This window comes from Paenibacillus woosongensis (genome assembly GCF_009725165.1).
Classification (GTDB): domain Bacteria; phylum Bacillota; class Bacilli; order Paenibacillales; family Paenibacillaceae; genus Fontibacillus; species Fontibacillus woosongensis.
On record NZ_WNZW01000020.1, the window covers coordinates 1 to 17,257 of the forward strand.

The 17,257-nt window shown below is 52.5% G+C and carries 17 protein-coding genes and 1 riboswitch; of the genes, 4 read left to right on the forward strand and 13 right to left on the reverse strand.

Annotated elements, in window-relative coordinates; genetic code table 11:
- The 9 genes from GNP95_RS24470 to GNP95_RS24510 form a co-directional block, all read right to left on the reverse strand.
- On the reverse strand, nucleotides 1-448 hold a 448-nt coding region (locus GNP95_RS24470; protein WP_155613434.1), incomplete at its 3' end, for a hypothetical protein.
- Nucleotides 449-783: 335 nt separating this feature from the next.
- Nucleotides 784-1,695 carry a polysaccharide deacetylase family protein gene (locus GNP95_RS24475; RefSeq protein ID WP_155613435.1) on the reverse strand — a complete coding sequence of 304 codons (912 nt, stop codon included), beginning with the start codon at nucleotides 1,693-1,695 and terminating at the stop codon, nucleotides 784-786.
- Nucleotides 1,688-3,001: an MFS transporter gene (locus GNP95_RS24480; protein WP_155613436.1), complete on the reverse strand. Its 1,314-nt coding sequence runs from the start codon at nucleotides 2,999-3,001 to the stop codon at nucleotides 1,688-1,690. Before GNP95_RS24480 ends, GNP95_RS24475 begins: the two co-directional genes overlap by 8 nt.
- A gap of 161 nt (nucleotides 3,002-3,162) precedes the next feature.
- Complete coding sequence (locus GNP95_RS24485) at nucleotides 3,163-4,089, reverse strand: ATP-binding cassette domain-containing protein (protein ID WP_155613437.1); 927 nt, start codon at nucleotides 4,087-4,089, stop codon at nucleotides 3,163-3,165.
- On the reverse strand, nucleotides 4,041-4,835 hold the full coding sequence (gene ssuC, locus GNP95_RS24490) for an aliphatic sulfonate ABC transporter permease SsuC (protein ID WP_155613438.1): 795 nt from the start codon (nucleotides 4,833-4,835) through the stop codon (nucleotides 4,041-4,043). The genes GNP95_RS24485 and ssuC overlap by 49 nt, the downstream gene beginning before the upstream one ends.
- Nucleotides 4,836-4,850: 15 nt before the next feature.
- Nucleotides 4,851-5,996, reverse strand: a complete 1,146-nt coding sequence (gene ssuD / locus GNP95_RS24495; protein ID WP_155613439.1) for an FMNH2-dependent alkanesulfonate monooxygenase — start codon at nucleotides 5,994-5,996, stop codon at nucleotides 4,851-4,853.
- Nucleotides 5,997-6,039: 43 nt separating this feature from the next.
- Nucleotides 6,040-7,095: a sulfonate ABC transporter substrate-binding protein gene (locus tag GNP95_RS24500; protein WP_155613440.1), complete on the reverse strand. Its 1,056-nt coding sequence runs from the start codon at nucleotides 7,093-7,095 to the stop codon at nucleotides 6,040-6,042.
- Between the two features lie 232 nt (nucleotides 7,096-7,327).
- Nucleotides 7,328-7,549, reverse strand: a complete 222-nt coding sequence (locus GNP95_RS24505; RefSeq protein WP_155613441.1) for a type II toxin-antitoxin system HicA family toxin — start codon at nucleotides 7,547-7,549, stop codon at nucleotides 7,328-7,330.
- Nucleotides 7,542-7,958 (reverse strand): hypothetical protein, encoded by a 417-nt coding sequence (locus tag GNP95_RS24510; RefSeq protein ID WP_155613442.1) that lies wholly within the window; start codon nucleotides 7,956-7,958, stop codon nucleotides 7,542-7,544. Before GNP95_RS24510 ends, GNP95_RS24505 begins: the two co-directional genes overlap by 8 nt.
- A gap of 210 nt (nucleotides 7,959-8,168) precedes the next feature.
- Here GNP95_RS24510 and GNP95_RS24515 point away from each other — a divergent pair, with 210 nt between their 5' ends.
- From GNP95_RS24515 to GNP95_RS24525, 3 genes are all read left to right on the forward strand, one after another.
- Nucleotides 8,169-8,822 (forward strand): SGNH/GDSL hydrolase family protein, encoded by a 654-nt coding sequence (locus GNP95_RS24515; RefSeq protein ID WP_155613443.1) that lies wholly within the window; start codon nucleotides 8,169-8,171, stop codon nucleotides 8,820-8,822.
- Nucleotides 8,823-9,100: 278 nt separating this feature from the next.
- Nucleotides 9,101-9,721, forward strand: a complete 621-nt coding sequence (locus tag GNP95_RS24520) for a TetR family transcriptional regulator (protein ID WP_155613444.1) — start codon at nucleotides 9,101-9,103, stop codon at nucleotides 9,719-9,721.
- 152 nt (nucleotides 9,722-9,873) lie between these two features.
- Nucleotides 9,874-11,043 (forward strand): MFS transporter, encoded by a 1,170-nt coding sequence (locus GNP95_RS24525; protein ID WP_330163608.1) that lies wholly within the window; start codon nucleotides 9,874-9,876, stop codon nucleotides 11,041-11,043.
- A gap of 28 nt (nucleotides 11,044-11,071) precedes the next feature.
- On the opposite strand, the gene GNP95_RS24530 is transcribed toward GNP95_RS24525, so the two are convergent.
- Nucleotides 11,072-12,892, reverse strand: coding sequence for an APC family permease (locus GNP95_RS24530; protein ID WP_155613445.1), 1,821 nt, complete (start codon nucleotides 12,890-12,892; stop codon nucleotides 11,072-11,074).
- Nucleotides 12,893-13,060: 168 nt separating this feature from the next.
- Nucleotides 13,061-13,233: riboswitch (cyclic di-AMP (ydaO/yuaA leader) on the reverse strand.
- A gap of 349 nt (nucleotides 13,234-13,582) precedes the next feature.
- Here GNP95_RS24530 and GNP95_RS24535 point away from each other — a divergent pair.
- The gene (locus GNP95_RS24535; RefSeq protein ID WP_155613446.1) at nucleotides 13,583-14,056 is read left to right on the forward strand and encodes a hypothetical protein; all 474 of its coding nucleotides are present in this window, start codon (nucleotides 13,583-13,585) and stop codon (nucleotides 14,054-14,056) included.
- Nucleotides 14,057-14,369: 313 nt separating this feature from the next.
- On the opposite strand, the gene GNP95_RS24540 is transcribed toward GNP95_RS24535, so the two are convergent.
- Genes GNP95_RS24540 through GNP95_RS24550 form a run of 3 tightly spaced genes read right to left on the reverse strand, consistent with a single transcriptional unit; the run spans nucleotide 14,370 to nucleotide 17,239 of the window.
- Nucleotides 14,370-15,401 (reverse strand): SPFH domain-containing protein, encoded by a 1,032-nt coding sequence (locus tag GNP95_RS24540; RefSeq protein WP_155613447.1) that lies wholly within the window; start codon nucleotides 15,399-15,401, stop codon nucleotides 14,370-14,372.
- Between the two features lie 21 nt (nucleotides 15,402-15,422).
- Complete coding sequence (locus GNP95_RS24545) at nucleotides 15,423-16,211, reverse strand: TPM domain-containing protein (RefSeq protein WP_330163609.1); 789 nt, start codon at nucleotides 16,209-16,211, stop codon at nucleotides 15,423-15,425.
- Nucleotides 16,208-17,239 carry a TFIIB-type zinc ribbon-containing protein gene (locus GNP95_RS24550; protein WP_155613449.1) on the reverse strand — a complete coding sequence of 344 codons (1,032 nt, stop codon included), beginning with the start codon at nucleotides 17,237-17,239 and terminating at the stop codon, nucleotides 16,208-16,210. Before GNP95_RS24550 ends, GNP95_RS24545 begins: the two co-directional genes overlap by 4 nt.
- Between the last annotated feature and the right edge of the window lie 18 nt (nucleotides 17,240-17,257).

A 17,257-nucleotide genomic window follows, 5' to 3' on the forward strand; every position in this document is an offset into this window, starting at 1 on the left:
ATTGCAGCAGCGATGGCCGCGACGCTGCAGACGAAGCCTCGCCTGGATCAGCGACATTCTGTCTCGCTTTCTCCATGAAGCGCTGAAACCAGCTCTGAATCGTCCCCTTCAGGGTAAACGTCGCTGACTTTTTCACCCCGGTCGCCTTTGCCGAATCCTTCTCTGCCTTTATGTAAGTATTTTCCGCATAACGTAAAGCCTGAACCTTCCTCCTCATCTGCTCGTCAATCCGCTCGGCCAGCTTGTCAATTTCCCGCAACAGGCCGCTAGCCTCACGCGCCGCGGAACGCACGTAGTGCTCGGACGGATCGGAATAGGCCGCCTCCACATCGCTTATGAGTCGGTTTAATTCCCTGGACATTCCCGTGATTCCGTTCTCCATCGTGCGCTCCAAACGCTCCAGGTCGCGTGCCAAGCCCCCGACCCGGCCAGGATCCACCTTATTCAAGCTTGTCCAACCTCATTTCAGGAAAATATTAGTGTCTGATATTTTACCAAAATGCCTACTTTTAAGGAATAAACCGGTATACCTATAAGGGACAGGATGGCGATAGGCTAATGAAATCTATATAAATCACTAATATGAAATAAATGGCAGACGGGAACCGCGAAAGGTGCCTTTAATCATAATCCGCCTATGAACTGCCTAGGAGCCCCCTATGAACATTTCCAACTTTAGGCCTTAAGAATTAGGCAATTCCTCCAACTACAGACATGCCGGCCATGTTCAAACCTAAGCAAAAATTCCACCCAATGATAAACAGCAAGCCAGAATCAGCATCATCACCTCGCAAGCTCCCGCACAAGCTTGATCCCTGACCTGATCCGGGGACGCCGCAGCTTCTTCTGTACGTAGCGATAGTCCACCAGTTCCACCTGTGCATCCTGCATCGCGTAGGCAAAATCATCGTCAAGCAGCAAACGAAACTCCCATACCCGCTTCTCCCATTCCGGAATATGCGCCAACATCCATGAATTCTCTCTTCCCGGGTGAAAATACATCTCGCTTACGCCGGACGGAAGCCTGTAGAGCTTGCCAATGATCGACTGCTTGAAGCTGTCGTACGTCTCCCCAGCCTGCAAGCCAAAGGAATGCGATAATAAATAGTCCGGGATCGGCACTCCCAGCGCATCTGCAAGCGCTGCAGCAAGTGCGACCGGACGTTCAATGCCGGACAACGAACTCAACAGCGGGTCATCAGGAACAATGCAGCGAAAAAACCGCGCAGGCACTTTCCACCGCGATGCCTTCCAGAACATGAGCGGCAGCAGACTGCGTCCCGTTGCTATGCCGTACAGGCTGCCCATGTGATTATCGATATGGCTGATCGTTATTCCGGCTTTCTGAACCCGCTCGTATTGGGCGTCCAATTCTTTGGCTACCGCTCTGGTTCGCGCCTTTTGCTCAAACTCCCTTATAGTCTTATGCATACGGCCGCTCTCATCCTGGAGCGAAATATCGCCGGTTAAGCTTCCCCAGGGCAGCGCCTCGAATTCGCTCGTCAATGTTAAGTGAAGGCCGATATTGGGCTGCCCCCGGCGGGCGCTCCAGGCTGCGGCTTCTGTAAAGCCGGGGGCTGCGGCCATGATCGTCGCCGATGACACTTTGCCTTCCTCCAGCAGGTGCATGATCGCCTCATTCATAGCCGCGCTTTGTCCGAAATCGTCGCAGTTGATGATCAATTTTCTATTCATGGCTGCCACGGCTCCCTTCCGTATGATTTTCCCGAAAATCGAATTTTATCGTATAAGATATGATGACGGATATGAGCAGCAGGCATAGCGGTACGACGCTGATTAAGCATTGAAACGCCAGCGCCGGTTCAGGCCCCGGACGCTCTCCGCTCTCATACCCGAAAATAAGGCCCACCACGAAAAAAGCCAGCGCCGAGATCAGCCCGCTCGAACGCGTTATGAACCCGCTCACCGCCGTATAGATGCCTTCCCGTCTTAAGCCGGTTTTGGCGGCATCCTCATCAATAATTCGGCCTCCCACCAGCGCCGGAGTCACCAGGAAGCCTGCGAGCCCAAAGCCAAACACGATGCCTGCCAGCAGACCGCTGGCCAAATTATGGCCGAACCAAAGCGGGATAACGGATAAGCCGTACGCAATCAGCGACAGCCGCCAGGCTCTGACACCGTCCATGCTGCGAATGATCCAGTACCATAGGAACACCATCGGAATGACCGATACGAACACAGAAGCCAGCAGGATCGATACGGAAGCCTCTGGAATCCCTAGTACGTATTTGGCGTAAAAGGGAATGATCGAGCTGACCAGCCCGTTCACCGTTTGGGCAAAAGAATTGGCGATATTGAACACCCAGAACTTTGTATTCCGCAGCGTCTCCCGAAATGCGGCCAGCAGCCGCAGCGGCTCTCCTTCGCCCGTTTCTCCCTGTTCCCGCACGCTCATCATGCAGAGGAACATAAATACAGCGAATACGCCCGCATACAGAATAGCCATCTTGGAAAAGCCAACTGCTGTAAAAATAAGAGGCGTTAATGCCGTACCGACAAGCAGCGCCGCAACCTGGTAGCCCTGCTGAATTGCAGAGGCTTTGGCGCGGAGGCGGTCTCCGCGAAACAGCTCCGGGAACAGGGCCCCGTAGTTCACCCACAACACCGTAGCCACGGCCTCGAAGAGAACAAGCATAATAAGAAACCAGCTAAACAGCCCTCGCTCCGCGAGTCCATCTGGAGGGGAGAATAGGAGTACGAAGCACAGCATGAACAGAGGCATCGCCCCGAACACCCATGGCCTGCGGCGGCCGTAACGGGTATGCGTCCGGTCCGACCAGTACCCGAATAACGGATTATTGACGGCATCCCAGATAAGAAAAACCATTCGCGCCAAAGTAGCCAGCCCAATGCCCAGCCCCAGCTTCTCCACATAGAAGTAGCTGTAAAACGAGCTGAAGGCCTGGCTCGGCACCATCATCGCGAACATCCCCAGCGCATAAGCATACGGAGAATTGATCCACTTTCCTTTGGCGCGCATGTCTCTCTCACACTCCCGCAGAGCAAATCGCCCCGTTAATTACACCTTGAGAAACCAATCAAGCGATCCTGAGGCAGGATCGCTTGATTGGTGAATGATTCCGTATGGAGTATGCTTCATATTTATGCGTGCCATTTTATTTCCAGAACCGGACAATCCCATCAAATATCGTATAAAGGCACATGAGGGCTGGGCGGCTCCCCGTCATCCCGAGCCAATACCCGGTCAAGAATGATCTGTTCAAAATGGGCAAAGCCCGCATCCCGAGGGCGCGGCCGGGCCAGCGTAATTTGCAGGTCCAGCGCAATCTCCCCCTGCTCGATCAGAATGACCCGGTCCGCCAAAGCCACTGCCTCGCTCACATCATGCGTAACCATAACGGCTGTAAAGCCCCGCCGCTTCCATAAATGCTCAATCAGGCGCTGCATCTCGATACGTGTCAACGCGTCCAGCGCGCCAAGCGGTTCATCGAACAGCAGCAGGCGCGGATTCCCGACCAAGGCCCGGGCCAAAGCGACCCGCTGCCGCTGGCCCCCGGACAGGACGGACGGCCATTCCTCAGCCCGATCCGCCAGCCCGACCAGCTCAAGGGCTTCATAGGCTCGCCGCCGCGGATCGTTGGAACCCGAGCCGGTCAGACCCAGCTTCACGTTGTCCAGCACAGTATTCCAAGGCAGCAGCCGTGAATCCTGGAACATGAACCTCGTTGCAGGGTGAATGCCCTGAACCTCCTGCCCCTGCAGCCTCAAGGATCCGCCGCTCGCCTGATCGAGCCCCGATAGAAGGCGCAGCAGCGTGCTTTTGCCGCAGCCGCTCTGGCCGACGATGGCCACGAAGCTGCCGGGCTGCACCGACATTTGAATGTTCCGCAGCACCTGCTTGCTGCCGAATTGCTTGGACACCGCGTCCAGCTCAATCGATACGCCGTTAGTCGCAGTGTTATCCTGCGCAATTTGCTCCCGGTTCTCGTCCGCTTCGGCCTGCAGGGAGGGTTCCTTCGGCGGCGCATCGAGGTATGGCTCCCGAGGCGTATCCTTTCTTAGACGCTCTTGAATCGCGAGCCTTCTTTGGCGAAATGCGGATGCCATCGCAGCCACCTCCTTTCAAACCCTTTGGCCATCAGATCTGATAATTTGCCAAGCAGTGCATACAGTAAAATACTAAGCACCACGACGTCCAGCTGGAAGAACTCCCGCGCATTCATTGCCATATATCCGATGCCGGAATTGGCCGCGATCGTCTCGGCCACGATTAGCGTCAGCCACATGATGCCGAGAGCGAAACGGAAGCCCACCAGAATCGACGGCAGCGCGCCTGGCAGTATAACGCGCCGGTACAGCTCCCAATGGCGCAGCCCGTACACCTGTCCCATTTCAATCAGGCTTGGATCGACCGAGCGGATGCCATGCAGCGTATTAATGTAAATCGGGAAAAATACGCCCAGCGCGACAAGAAAAATTCTGCCCTCTTCCCCGATGCCAAACCAGGCGATCACGAGCGGAATCATCGCCAGATGCGGTACGTTTCGGATCATTTGGATCGTGGAATCCGTCAGCTTCTCCGCCAGCGGGATGACTCCATTCAATAATCCCAATACGAAACCCAGCAAGCCGCCGATGATAAAGCCGATCAGCGCCCTCCACGTGCTGATGCCGATTGCCGCCGCCAATTCCCCGTTCGTCGTGAGCTTCCAGCCGGCCTGGAACACCTCCACCGGCGACGGCAGCGTGCGTTCGGGCATCAGCCCCGTGCTGCCGAGCACCTGCCAGACGATCAGAATGAACAGGGGGATGTACCAAGGCAGGGCCTGTAAATGCCAGTTCTTCTTTCCCATTCGTATCGACTCCTCTTAATGTGCCGATGCCTTCGGCGTTGGCCGCACATTGTTTGCTATAAGCTCGCCAAACGGACTGATGGATGACGGCCCCGCCGCCTCGCTTCTTTGCTGCAGCGGCAGCAGCGGGAACAGCAGCTCCGCCACGCGGTAGGCCTCCTCCAAATGCGGATAACCCGAGAATATGAACGTCTCGATCCCGAGATCCGCATATTCCTGCATCCGCTCAGCGACGATGTCCGGACTGCCGACCAGCGCCGTGCCTGCGCCGCCGCGGACAAGGCCAATCCCTGCCCATAGATTCGGGCTGATCTCCAGCTGCTCCTTGCTGCCGCCATGCAGCGTGGACATCCGCTTCTGCCCGACCGAATCGAAACGGGCAAAAATTTTCTGCGCCGCGGCGATCGTCTCCTCATCTAGATGCTTGATGAGATCATGGGCCGCAGCCCAGGCCTCGTTCTCCGTCTCGCGAACGATGACATGGAGGCGGATGCCGAACCGGATCGTGCGTCCCCGCGCTTCGGCCAGCCTGCGCATCCCGGCAATTTTCTTCGCTACTTCGGCCGGTGGCTCACCCCAGGTCAAGTAGACGTCGACATGATCCGCAGCCACCTGCTGCGCCGCCTCCGACGAGCCGCCGAACCAGAGTGGCGGATAAGGCTTCTGAATGCCGGGATATAGAATATGCCCGCCTTCGACCCGAAGATGCTTCCCTTCATAATCAACGGTCTCCCCAGAGAGCTCCCGGCGCCAAATATCGAGAAATTCACTCGTCAGCTCATAACGCGCGGAGTGATCAAGAAACAAGCCGTCCCCGGCCAGCTCCACGGGATCGCCACCGGCCACCACGTTCAGCAGCAGCCTGCCGTCCGAAATACGATCCAATGTCGCGGCCATCCGCGCCGCAAGCGTCGGCGAGGTCAGCCCCGGCCGGAGCGCGACGAGAAACTTCAGACGCTGCGTAACAGGCACTAACGACGAAGCGACTACCCACGGATCCTCGCAGGAGCTGCCCGTTGGAATCAATACGCCCTCATAGCCGAGCCGGTCGGCCGCGACGGCAATCTGCTGCATATAATGAAGATCCACCGCACGCGCGCCTTGACTGGTACCTAAATAACGCCCATCTCCATGGGTCGGTATGAACCAAAATACTTTCATCACTTTTCTCCTCCTCATCTATGTCCGTGTCCGTTATACGTGTTTATTTTAAAATGGCATCATGGATGTCCAGCTTATCCGGGATCAATCCCAGCTCATGGAAGGTATCGGCAATCGACTGTTGGGCCTGCACCAGCTCCTCGTCGATCCGCTGAATGCCGTAGGCTCTGCGGCCTGCGGCCAGCTCCAGAGATTCGACATCAATTCCGAGCTGGGGCGACAGCTTTTCCGCGAGCTCTCGCGGATGGTCTTTGGACCAAGCGTCGATCTTATCCGCCTCTTCCAGCAGAATCTCTACGAGATCCGGATACTTCTCGGCAAATTCACGGGTGGCCAGGTAGAATTCATGATTGGAGATAACGCCCTCCCCATTGGCAATCACCCTGCCCCCCGTGGCGGTCTCCGCAGCGGCGAGGAATGGATCCCAGATGACCCAGGCATCCACGCTTCCCTTCTCGAATGCGGCGCGGGCATCAGCGGGCGGCAGGTATTTTACATCGACATCTTTATAATCTACACCGTTCTCCTCCAGCTGCTCTACCAGCAAATAATGAACATTAGAGCCTTTGTTGAGCACAACGGTTTTCCCTTTCAGCTCGGCGACGGATTGAAGCGGCGAATCCTTCGGCACGATAATCCCCTCGCTTCGGGGACTGGCCGGCTCATGCGCCAGATAGACGAGCTTGGCACCCGCAGCCTGAGCGAAAATCGGCGGCGCCTCTCCCGTATGCCCAACGTCGATGCTCCCTACGTTTAGCGCCTCAAGCAATTGCGGCCCACCCGGGAACTCCGTCCATTCGATTTTAATGTTGCGTTCTTCCTCCAGGCGGCGATCCAGCGCTCCGTCTGCTTTCAGAATATTGATCGTCCCGTATTTCTGATATCCGATGCGGATCGTAATATCCCTCGTCTCGGACGGCGCATCCGCTGTCGCTGCTTCTAAGGAGGGCGTGGCTGCTGCTCCCCCCGAGGCCGAGCGGCCCTCCGCCTGGCCTCCGCTGCCGTTTGCACTGCAGGCGGACAATGCCACCGCCAGCAGCAAAGCCGAAGCCGCCGCGATAACTCCCTGTGCTGCCCGTTTGGACTTTCTCTTTTCCATATCAAGCTCCCCCTTCTCTTCCTTTCACCAATCCTCAAAAAGTCCCTAAGAAAACACAAAGGTCCCCCTGATCGAAAGGCATATTACATGCCACTGTTCGATAAGAGAGACCCTCCGGCGGTCCGGTGAAGTCAATTTAATTCTGTTAATTCACATCAACTAACTTGGATTATTTTGTATATTATCATCGGGGCAGGATGGTGTCAAGAATTTTTCTCTACGCTATAGCGTTTCACTTTCGCAAGTTGAAGTATTCTTTATCCACTCTTAATTGCTGTTTTAGTATACGGTTAAACAACCCCTTACCAATTTCACCCGTACCTTTAGATACGGCAGACCGTAATATCTGACCGTCTGGCAAAGTTTTCTGATAAATTTTATCACGGCCCGTTTGCCGAATCATCACCCAGCCGTCACGTCTTAAAAAATTCTCTAAATCACTCCAGCTAGGCATGGAACATTTGCTTAACCGACTCAATATCGTCTTCCAGCAGTACACGCAATACATACGGGGCATGCTTACGCCGGTTCGGCGTATTGTAATATTGCGAATAATTATTCTCATAGTCCAGAGCATATTCAATTAACTGTCGCGCTAATTCACCTCTAAGCTCTTCGAGTGTCTCGCCATCGGCAACGATATCTTCGATTTGCTCGATTGAACCAGCGTATCTGCCATCTTCATCTTGTTCGTACTCAAAGGTCAATTCATATATAGACAGCAATTCCTTCGTTTGTTGTTTGGAGAATGCCATGATCACATCTCTGTTCCGTTTAATCGCCTGAGGCTTCTCACGCACGATAGTATCTATAAATCCACCAAAATTCGCTCTAACATCGGTTGCATTCAGAACAGTTTGCATATTCATCCCTCCTCACCCCCATTGTACAGAAATATGTACAGAATGTACACTCTGTAGTGTACTCATGAATCAATTAAAATATTCTTTCAATTCAAAAATACACTAAATACGGTGTCTTTACCTCCACCCCTCATGACACCCCCTACATGTTAACGCCATATGATAACGATAAGATAGGCAATTATAAATTAAGAAAGGGCTATTATTTCTATGATTTATACCGCTCTTGGCGACTCGATTACATTCGGGGAGAATGCTTCCTCTTTCACTAAAGCTTATCCGCAATTAGCCGTGTCCATGGCCAATGCATCTGGCTCCGGGAGGGTGGCCGGATATGTGCTGGCTCAGCCCGGCTGGAGCACCTATGATTTGCTGGATGCAGCGGTATGGCAGGGTTCTTCCATGATCAGCCATTCTGCCGTCGTCTCGGTCTGGATCGGTGGCGTGGATTTGGCAAATGCAGCTCTGTCTGCGCTTACCAGCAAGCAAACTCTAGATCCAAAACCATTTGTAGCTCGTTATAAACAAAATTTGCACGCGATTCTGACTCAGATTAAAAATACCAGCCATGCTCGAATTCTCTGCTGTACGCAATATAATCCTTTTCCGAGCAGCCCGCTGGCCGCCAAAGCGATCAGCGGCTTGAATCAAACGACGAAAGAAGTCGCGCGAAGCTACAATGCGAAAGTCGTCCCCACCCATCTTTGGTTCGAAGGCAAGCAAAGCCGACTGATCTACGGCTACCGCAAAGGGAAAATTGAGGATGCCTTGGGCGGCTTCCTGCCCATTCATCCCAATGACCGGGGCCATCATGTGATCGCAAAGGGCTTGACGCCTTATCTCGGGGCGGGGAAGTACGCCTGAAACGGTATGTGACTTTTCATGTACGACAGGCTTCAGGGTTCGAAAGTCTAATATCCTGATGCTGCTGGTTGACGAATAACGATAACAACGATATTGCTAAACGCCGTTTTCTCACGGCGTTTTTTTCATATGTTAGCGACTGTTCCCGATACTATTACCTAGTAAATAATGCGAAGTAATAGGTTTTTTTCTCAACCTGGATAGTCGCCCTTGCAAAATGAACCGCGTGTCATTATTATAAAAATAAATGACACACGGTTCATTTTACAGAGAGGAGCATGATGATGTCACCTAAAATTTCAGACAGCCAAAGAGAAAAGCGCAAGCAGCAAATTCTCGATGCTGCCAAGCGAGTGTTCTCGGAGAAAGGATACGGGGCAGCGACACTGAAGGACATTATCGAAGAAACCGGCATGAGCCGGGGCTGGATTTATTTATATTTCCAGACGAAAGAGGAGATATTCGAGGCCCTGCTCGACCATCAGGACGCAGAGCACGAACAGTACATTGAGGAATTGCTCGAAACTTCGGCTAGCATTTGGGACGTCATCACAACCTTATATTCGCAGCAGCAGGACGAACTGCTCAAGCCGCCCCGCGGAGGGATGCTGCCGGCCTTTTACGAATATTTCCTGATTGGCTGGCGGGATTCGGAACGCAGCGAGCTGCTGCTGCAGCGTTACGAGGAAGGGATTGTACGGTTCGCGGCGCTGCTGCAAAAAGGGGTAGATCAAGGCGAATTTTCCCCCGCCATGAGCGTATCTGACATTTCGAAGCTTGCCGCCTCTTTCCAGGAAGGCATTCTGACGCATACGATCACCGTCGGGCCGGAGACGGCCAATACGCAAATGCAGCAAGAGGCGCTGATTCAATACCTGCACCGCTTGCTGCATTCCTGAGCTTGACGCAGACCATATTAGGAGGATTGATGTGATGATCTCACTCTTTCGGAATAGAACATTCACCAAGCTATTCCTTGCCGCATTCGCCTCGCAGCTTGGCACCGTCGTGGGCAACATGGCCTTTGCCTACTATTTGGTAGATCTGTACAGTGAACGGCCCAGCTTTGGCAACCACGGCGGAGCTCATGTATTCTCTGCCGACCCTTGCAGTATTCTGGATCGTCGGTGTCATTGCCGATCGGCTCGACCGCAAATTCATCGCTGCTTACAGCGACTGGATTCGAGCTGGACTCACACTGCTGCTGCTTCTATTTGTCTATTACGATGTATTGTTCGCGTGCTTCTTGATTCTATTTCTGCGCAGTGCGATATCCAAGTTCTTCGGACCGGCAGAAATGGGCCTGCTGCAAGGCAGTATCCCTCAAGATCAATATGTGCAGGCCTCTGGCCTGAATCAGATGATGATGGGTATGTTCATGCTCTTCGGCATGAGTCTCGGCGCGGCGGCTTATCATTTCATCGGAATTGAAGGAGCAATCATGATTGACTGTGCAAGCTTCCTATTGTCCGGTCTGCTGATTGCCAAAGGCGATTTTCCTGAACATGCCCGCATGCCCAACGGCCGAAACCGTATCAGAGACATCCGCATCCCGCTGCTTCTCAAGGACTTTTGGCTGGGACTCCGTTATATTATGGGCAACCGGCTGCTTCTGGTTCTCATTTCCGGTTTTCTATTCTTTGGCATCGTGAACGGCGTGTTTGCCGTCCTGCCGATCTTCTCCATGAAATACAAGCTAAGTCCTGACAATTACGTGGTCCACTCTTCCATGATTACGATATTCCTCGGTGTGGGCTTCCTCCTTGGCAGTGTCATCGGCCCCAAGCTAATTCGCCGTTATACAAGAACCCCGATCCTCATTGCCGGGTTGTTCATCTCCAGCGTTCTTATTGGGGGCCTGGGTTTCACCGACCGGATCGAGGTCTATCTTCTGCTTGTGTTTATTGAAGGGATTGCCATCGCCCCCATCAACATTGCTCTCGGCAGCTGGATGCCGGAGCTCGTTCCCCCGCAAAATATGGGCAGGGTAAACGCCCTGATCGAACCTGTCATGATGCTCGGTCATTCATTAGCGTTAGGGTTTGTAGCCCTAGCCTTCCCGGCCTGGGTCTCCATTACCTGGCTGCACTATCTTCTAGGCATTTGTACGCTCGGCGTAAGCGCCTATTATCTGCTTGCTCTGCCTTCCCTGGTGCGCAAGCGTTCCAGGCAGGCGCACGAGCAGGAGCAGAAGCCAAATCCAACAGCATCTCACAGCTGACACGGTCGATCCAGCCGCGTCCATCGCGTTATTTTTTCAAGTGATAAGGCACGGTTGTGATGATGACATCCTTGCGGTAGAGCAGGTAGGTGCGGATCATTAAGCTGGTCTGGTTATGCAGGAAGTTGTGCCATCCCTTCTTCGGAATGAACTGGGGAATGATGACCGTCACCTGGTAATCGTTCTCGCTCGCTTTCCGGTGTACCGTGTCGATGAATTTGCCCAGCGGCGTAATGATGCTTCGATATGGGGAGTACAGCGTGACCAGCCTGATGTCCGGCCGCCAACGATTCCATTTCTCCTCAAAACGGGCGATATCCTCTCTCTCGAACGGAATATACACAGCTATGATCTGGTCCGGCGATAAAGATTTTGCGTAATTCAGGGAATGGTCAACGACGTGCGTAATTCCCGATACTGGCAAAATAATGACGTTCCCCGTAATCGGCACCGCCGGCTCGCAGGTTGTCAGCCGCAGCTGATCGCCCACCGCTTCATAATGCTTCTTGATCCGATAAAACAGCCAAACGATTAATGGCAGGAAGATCAGCACCGGCCAGACTCGTGTAAATTTTGTCAAAAAGAATACAAGTGAAACCGTTAAGGAGATCAGAGCGCCGATGGAGTTAATGATCAGCTTAGGGACCCAGCCCGCCGGTCTCTCACGGATCCATTTCATCATGATCCCTGTCTGCGATAGCGTGAACGGAATGAACACGCCGACCGCATACAGCGGGATAAGCTGCTCCGTCTGTCCCTGGAAGGCAATGATTAAGAGGATAGATAGCAGTCCCAGACTGATAATGCCATTGGAATAACCCAACCTGTCGCCCCGTACCGTGAACATTCTTGGAATAAACCGGTCGTTAGCAAGGTTCACGGCCAGCAGCGGAAAAGCCGAATACCCCGTATTGGCTGCCAGGATCAAGATCAAAGCCGTCGTGCCTTGGATAAAATAGTACACTACATTTCTGCCGAACGTATGCTCGGCAATTTGCGAGACAACCGTCTTCTCCGGATGAGGCGTAATCCCGTAATAATAAGCCAGAAATACGATACCTGAGAACAGAACGGCGAGCAGGGCTCCCATCGCCAGCAGCGTTTTGGCTGCATTGTCCGGCGCGGGCTCCTTAAAATTCGGGATAGCGTTGGAAATCGCCTCTACCCCGGTCAGAGCTGAGCTTCCCGAGGCAAAGGCCCGCAGGATCAAGAACAAGGTCATGCCCGCCACGGGTGTGCCGATCGGCGCATGCAGCTCCGGTGAGACATGGCCCATCGCAATATTGTAAAGCCCTACGGCCATCAGTATGAATAAAGCCACAACGAATAAATAGACAGGATAAGCCAGAATCGTAGCCGACTCAGTAACTCCCCGCAAATTCAGCAAGGTGAGGAGAATGACAAAGACAACTGCGATGATGACCTTATGCTCGTGCAGGCTTGGCAAAGCCGATGTGATCGCATCCGTACCCGCGGACACGCTGACGGCAACGGTCAGAATATAATCGACCAGCAGGGAGCCGCCGGCAATCAAGCCGGGGAAGATCCCCAGATTCTGCTTGGAAACGACGTAGGCCCCCCCGCCGTGCGGGTATGCAAAAATAATTTGCCGATAGGATAAAATAAGAGCAGTCAATAATACCAATACGCCGACCCCGATCGGGATCGAATACCAGAAGGCCGCTGTACTAACGGTAACCAGCACGAGCAATATTTGCTCCGGTCCGTAGGCTACCGACGATAAAGCATCGGATGAAAGAATGGCCAGCGCCTTCTTCTTATTCAGCTTTTGTTCCCCTAATTCCGTCGATTTCAACGGCCGCCCAATCAACAGTCTTTTGATTGACATCCTTATTTCCACCACCAGTTTGAGATATGGGACATTTTGTATCGTACCCTCTTGGTTTAGCCATTATCCGTTCAAACCAGCAATGCTATCCCATGCATTCGCACGAAAAAAGCCGCAGGAAAGATGGCCTTTCCCGCGGCTGCTCAAAAAAACCTGAGGCACGCGACAAATTCCTCTTTCGTAACGCTTACGAGGTTAGCTGACGGATTCGGGCCTGAAAGTAGCCCTACACTTGACGTTTACCTGATCCAGATCAAGCGATTCACCCCTGGGACATACGCGCACATGCGCATCCCTCTGGTTCCCCCGTTTCTGACTGCAGAATTCAGCGATAAAGGATTATTCAATGTATAAACCAGTTCGTCATGAATGAAATCTTACTCCCAAAAAAAGTATCTGTAAACAAATAAGGAATCCAGATTTAGCGCAAAAATAACCCTTCCTGCCTCAAAAGTGCGCTTACATTTCCCACGCTCTTGGAGTGGCTCGTTTTTTTGAATATAACCTCGTCGGTTTGACTACGTGGCAGAACTAGGAGTAAGGAAGCAGCAGCACGGGTCTAAAGTATATGGCTAGGATGGTGAAACGGCTTCATAAATGGGCCTATCAACCGTAGGATAAAATGCAAAAACGTATTAATATGGGATGGGTTTGGAAATACGTGGAACGTGGAGAAGGAGAGACAAATTCATGAAGATCAGCAGATTGATGTATTTACTGTTATCCATGCTTGTATTGATGGGGGTAACCGCCTGCCAATCCTCCAAAAGCGAGCCGGCACATCAACCGCCGGATACAGAAGCCGTACAGAACATGACTGCCGGAGCCCAAGACCATGATGAGCAAAGACCTGAATATTTGCCGGCGGATTTCCCCCTTCCAGACGATGCCAAGATCAGCACTTCCCACTCTGAAATAAAAGACGGCAAAAAATCGATGCTGCTGATTTTCTCAACCGAGGAAGACATGGCGGTGATCACCAAGCTATACAAGGATTATTTCAAAACGCAAAACTTGGATGATAGCGGTCAAAACATTGACGATAAGAACATTATCATTCAAGGCGATAATCCCGAAAAGAACGAGAGCTGGTCCATGATTGGCGGACGATTGTCTTCGAACGAAGGGGTCATTGAGTTAAACGTGACATGGACGGAACTGTAAGAATAGTAATACGAAATGGAATTTATGTATCTAATTATGCTCTTAATGCATGCTTCAGGGGATTTGATGGATTTGATGGATCTAAAATCAAGAATCCAGCCGTGATTAGCCAATTCTCTTATTCTAATGACATGAAATCCATCTAAATCTATTCTTCCTTCTATGCCGCAGAGATTAACTGCTATACATCCATTTACTCTAAGTTGAGCAATCCAACAGAAGCTGGCTACAAGTCCGCATAGTTAAAAAAAGAATTAAACGCATGAGCCATTATAACTGGTCCATCGTTTAATTCTTTTTTGCAATTAATGATTCAGTTCAGCTTCTGGCCGCAATTCGGACAGAAGTTCGCCCCTTCATTCTTGGCGCCGCAGTTCGGACAGAAGTTAGGGCGTTTGCCGCCTTCGGAAGCAGGAGCCGCCGGGGGCTGCTGGCTGTGCTGCGGATTGTGCTGCTGGTGTTGCTTCTGGCCTGGATTCTGATTTTGATTTTGATGCATGTTCATGTTCATGTTCTTCATCATTTCGTTCGCCATAGTCATGCCCATCATCATGCCCGCCATGTCCGAGGCCATGCCGCCGCCCTGCACTTTGCCGGATGCGATGCCGTCCGTCATGCTGACCTGCTGGTACTTCTGCAGATTGCCGATCATTTCATGGGATGCCGTCTTCGTGATCATATCCTGGATTTCCTGCGGATAGTTGAAGCTCATCACCTGGAAGCCGGTAATCGTCATTCCGTTGCCCAGCATTTCCATATCCAGGTCTTCACGAATCCCTTTGGCAATTTCCGACGCATTGGCCTGCAGATTGAACATGTCCTTGCCTTCCCGGCTGATCCATTTCATGAGCAGCTGGTCCAATACAGAGGTGATGCGGATTTTGACATCCTCCACAAGATAGCTGCCTTTCATCCCGGCGATATTATCGATCAGCGACACGTAGTCGCTGACTTTAAAGTTAAACGTTCCGTTCGCGCGAATCGGCATGCCTCCCGGCAGCTGAGGCGTCGGAATCAGAATCGGATTCTGCGTTCCCCATCTAACCGTAAATTCCTTCGTATTGACGAACAGAACCTCTACCCGCATACCGCTATTGAAGCCGAATTTGAAGCCTTTTAACGTGGATAAGAAAGGGATGATCTCTGATTCGATGTTGTATGAGCCCTCATCCTTGAAAATCCCCTCAACCTTGCCATTATTCACGAAAATCGCGTCCTGGCCGGCGCGGATGATCAGCTTACTGCCCTTCTTGATCTCCCGGTTGCTCCACTTCCAGAAGATCATATCGTCTCTAAACTCTTCCCATTCTACGACGTTGGCGAATTGATTTCTGAAGAATCCCATCTTGCTCTCCCGTCCCTTCGATTAGAATTTCCCTCTGCTGCCGCTATGCGAATGGCCGCCGCCGGTAATGCCGCCGCCGCCCCCGCCGCCCGAGCTGCTGCTCGTGTTCCGCTCGATCTTCCGCTTCGTCGTCGTCGTGCGCAGGTATTGATCCTGACGATCTACGATCCCCGAAGTGCTGGCATCCTCATAGGTGCGCCGGTTGACCGTTACGCGGCCGCCAGAGCGGTAAGTCATAATGCCCACGACGATTCCTCCAACGACTAGGGCTGCAATCAACTGGAAGCCAAAGTTGAACAGCGGGTTGTCCGGGTCCACTCCCGGCTTGAAGCCCATGTATTTGTGGGCGGTTTTAATATATTTTTCAAAAGCCAGCTTGTAGTCACCATTGGTTAAATTCGGCGTAATTTTCTCGCGGATCCGATCAAGCCTGCCGTCATCCAGGAGCTCCTCTGCCTTGTAGAACCCGGCCAAATAGACGTCCCGGTTCCTCATATCCATCGTCAGAATCACCGCGTTGCCATGGGGTTTATCGTAGCCTGGCGCCTGCTCATCATAAAAATCCTGCGTCATCAGCTTGACATCGACGTTGTCCGGATTGTTAGAAGTAATAATGATCATATCCGTTTCCCGCTTGGCTCCGTACTCATTCGCCATCGCATTTAGCTCCATGTATTCCTCTTCGGTGAGCAGGTTTGCTTCGTCATAGATCAGCTTTTTCGTTTCCGCAGCTGCCGACGTTCCAAAGGGAATGACCAAATATGCCGCAAGACAAAGTAGTACCGTTAATATCGCAAAATTCTTTCTCACAGGAACCCTCCCCCCATCATCCAGGAAATCAGCTTCAGGGATAGCAGGGTTACGCCCGATACGCCCGCAAACCAGGCGGAGACCTTCGCTTTGCTGAGCGGCGGCTTGCCGACGACCTTCCCGGTCTGGCCGTTCATCGCGAACAAGTACTCCGACCGGTTGTAGTCATACTTCACCATCCAGACCGGAATCAGGCAATAGTCGGCCCTCTTCGGTGTCGTATCAATCTGTTTATTGGTGAAGCTGACAGAAGTATACCCTGACACGGACGATGAAATGGAGGATTCAATATAGCTGCGAATCTTCTCCTTGGCCCGCGGAAGCAGCTCCCGATCATCATAGCTGTATTTGTCCGCAGTATAACCGGCGAGGTAGGGGCTCTTGAAGCCCTTCAGCCGCTCGTACGGAAAAGGCTCCAGCTTATCCATCAGATCATCGCTCATTTTATGCGAAGCATCGATCGGCAAATTGACGTAATTCAGACGGAGCTTGCGGTATATCGCAAAATGCTGCGTTTCTGTATATTGATAGTCGCCCCGCGTATAAGTCCTTACTTTCGTAGCCTGGCCATGAACCTCCACGCGATTATGCAGCTCATAGAGCCAGAAAGGAACATACACTCCGGTGATCCCCTTGACGCGATCCGCGGTCATAAATCCGTCGGGGGTAAGCAGGCCGTTCCTGCACCATTTCCGAAAAGCAGCCATCGCCTCTTCCTTGCTGATCAGAAAAGGAAGCACCTTGGCCGGGGCGAGATTTCCAGTCAGCCGGTCGCCGAGAACGACGGCCGTACCGCAGAAGCTACACACCGTCGCGGTCATCTCAGCATCGGCCATCACCTCGGCCCCGCAGCTGTTGCAGTGATACCCTCTCCCCCGACTCTCGGAAAATGACTGCTGCGTAAGCGGATCAGGAAGCTGTTCAATATTGTCCTGTCTCCCGCAGCCTTGACAGGTCAATGCTCCGGTTCTACCGTTAAAGACCATGCCGCTGCCGCAGTTGGGACATTTGTAGTCGATTACCGGCATTTGCTCACCTCAGGTACC

Coding starts and splice junctions, on each gene's coding strand:
- GNP95_RS24475 (WP_155613435.1), bottom strand. CDS start 1,695: ATGAATAGAAAATTGATCATCAACTGCGACGATTTCGGACAAAGCGCG.
- GNP95_RS24480 (WP_155613436.1), bottom strand. CDS start 3,001: ATGCGCGCCAAAGGAAAGTGGATCAATTCTCCGTATGCTTATGCGCTG.
- GNP95_RS24485 (WP_155613437.1), bottom strand. CDS start 4,089: ATGGCATCCGCATTTCGCCAAAGAAGGCTCGCGATTCAAGAGCGTCTA.
- ssuC (WP_155613438.1), bottom strand. CDS start 4,835: ATGGGAAAGAAGAACTGGCATTTACAGGCCCTGCCTTGGTACATCCCC.
- ssuD (WP_155613439.1), bottom strand. CDS start 5,996: ATGAAAGTATTTTGGTTCATACCGACCCATGGAGATGGGCGTTATTTA.
- GNP95_RS24500 (WP_155613440.1), bottom strand. CDS start 7,095: ATGGAAAAGAGAAAGTCCAAACGGGCAGCACAGGGAGTTATCGCGGCG.
- GNP95_RS24505 (WP_155613441.1), bottom strand. CDS start 7,549: ATGCCTAGCTGGAGTGATTTAGAGAATTTTTTAAGACGTGACGGCTGG.
- GNP95_RS24510 (WP_155613442.1), bottom strand. CDS start 7,958: ATGCAAACTGTTCTGAATGCAACCGATGTTAGAGCGAATTTTGGTGGA.
- GNP95_RS24515 (WP_155613443.1), top strand. CDS start 8,169: ATGATTTATACCGCTCTTGGCGACTCGATTACATTCGGGGAGAATGCT.
- GNP95_RS24520 (WP_155613444.1), top strand. CDS start 9,101: ATGATGATGTCACCTAAAATTTCAGACAGCCAAAGAGAAAAGCGCAAG.
- GNP95_RS24530 (WP_155613445.1), bottom strand. CDS start 12,892: ATGTCAATCAAAAGACTGTTGATTGGGCGGCCGTTGAAATCGACGGAA.
- GNP95_RS24535 (WP_155613446.1), top strand. CDS start 13,583: ATGAAGATCAGCAGATTGATGTATTTACTGTTATCCATGCTTGTATTG.
- GNP95_RS24540 (WP_155613447.1), bottom strand. CDS start 15,401: ATGGGATTCTTCAGAAATCAATTCGCCAACGTCGTAGAATGGGAAGAG.
- GNP95_RS24550 (WP_155613449.1), bottom strand. CDS start 17,239: ATGCCGGTAATCGACTACAAATGTCCCAACTGCGGCAGCGGCATGGTC.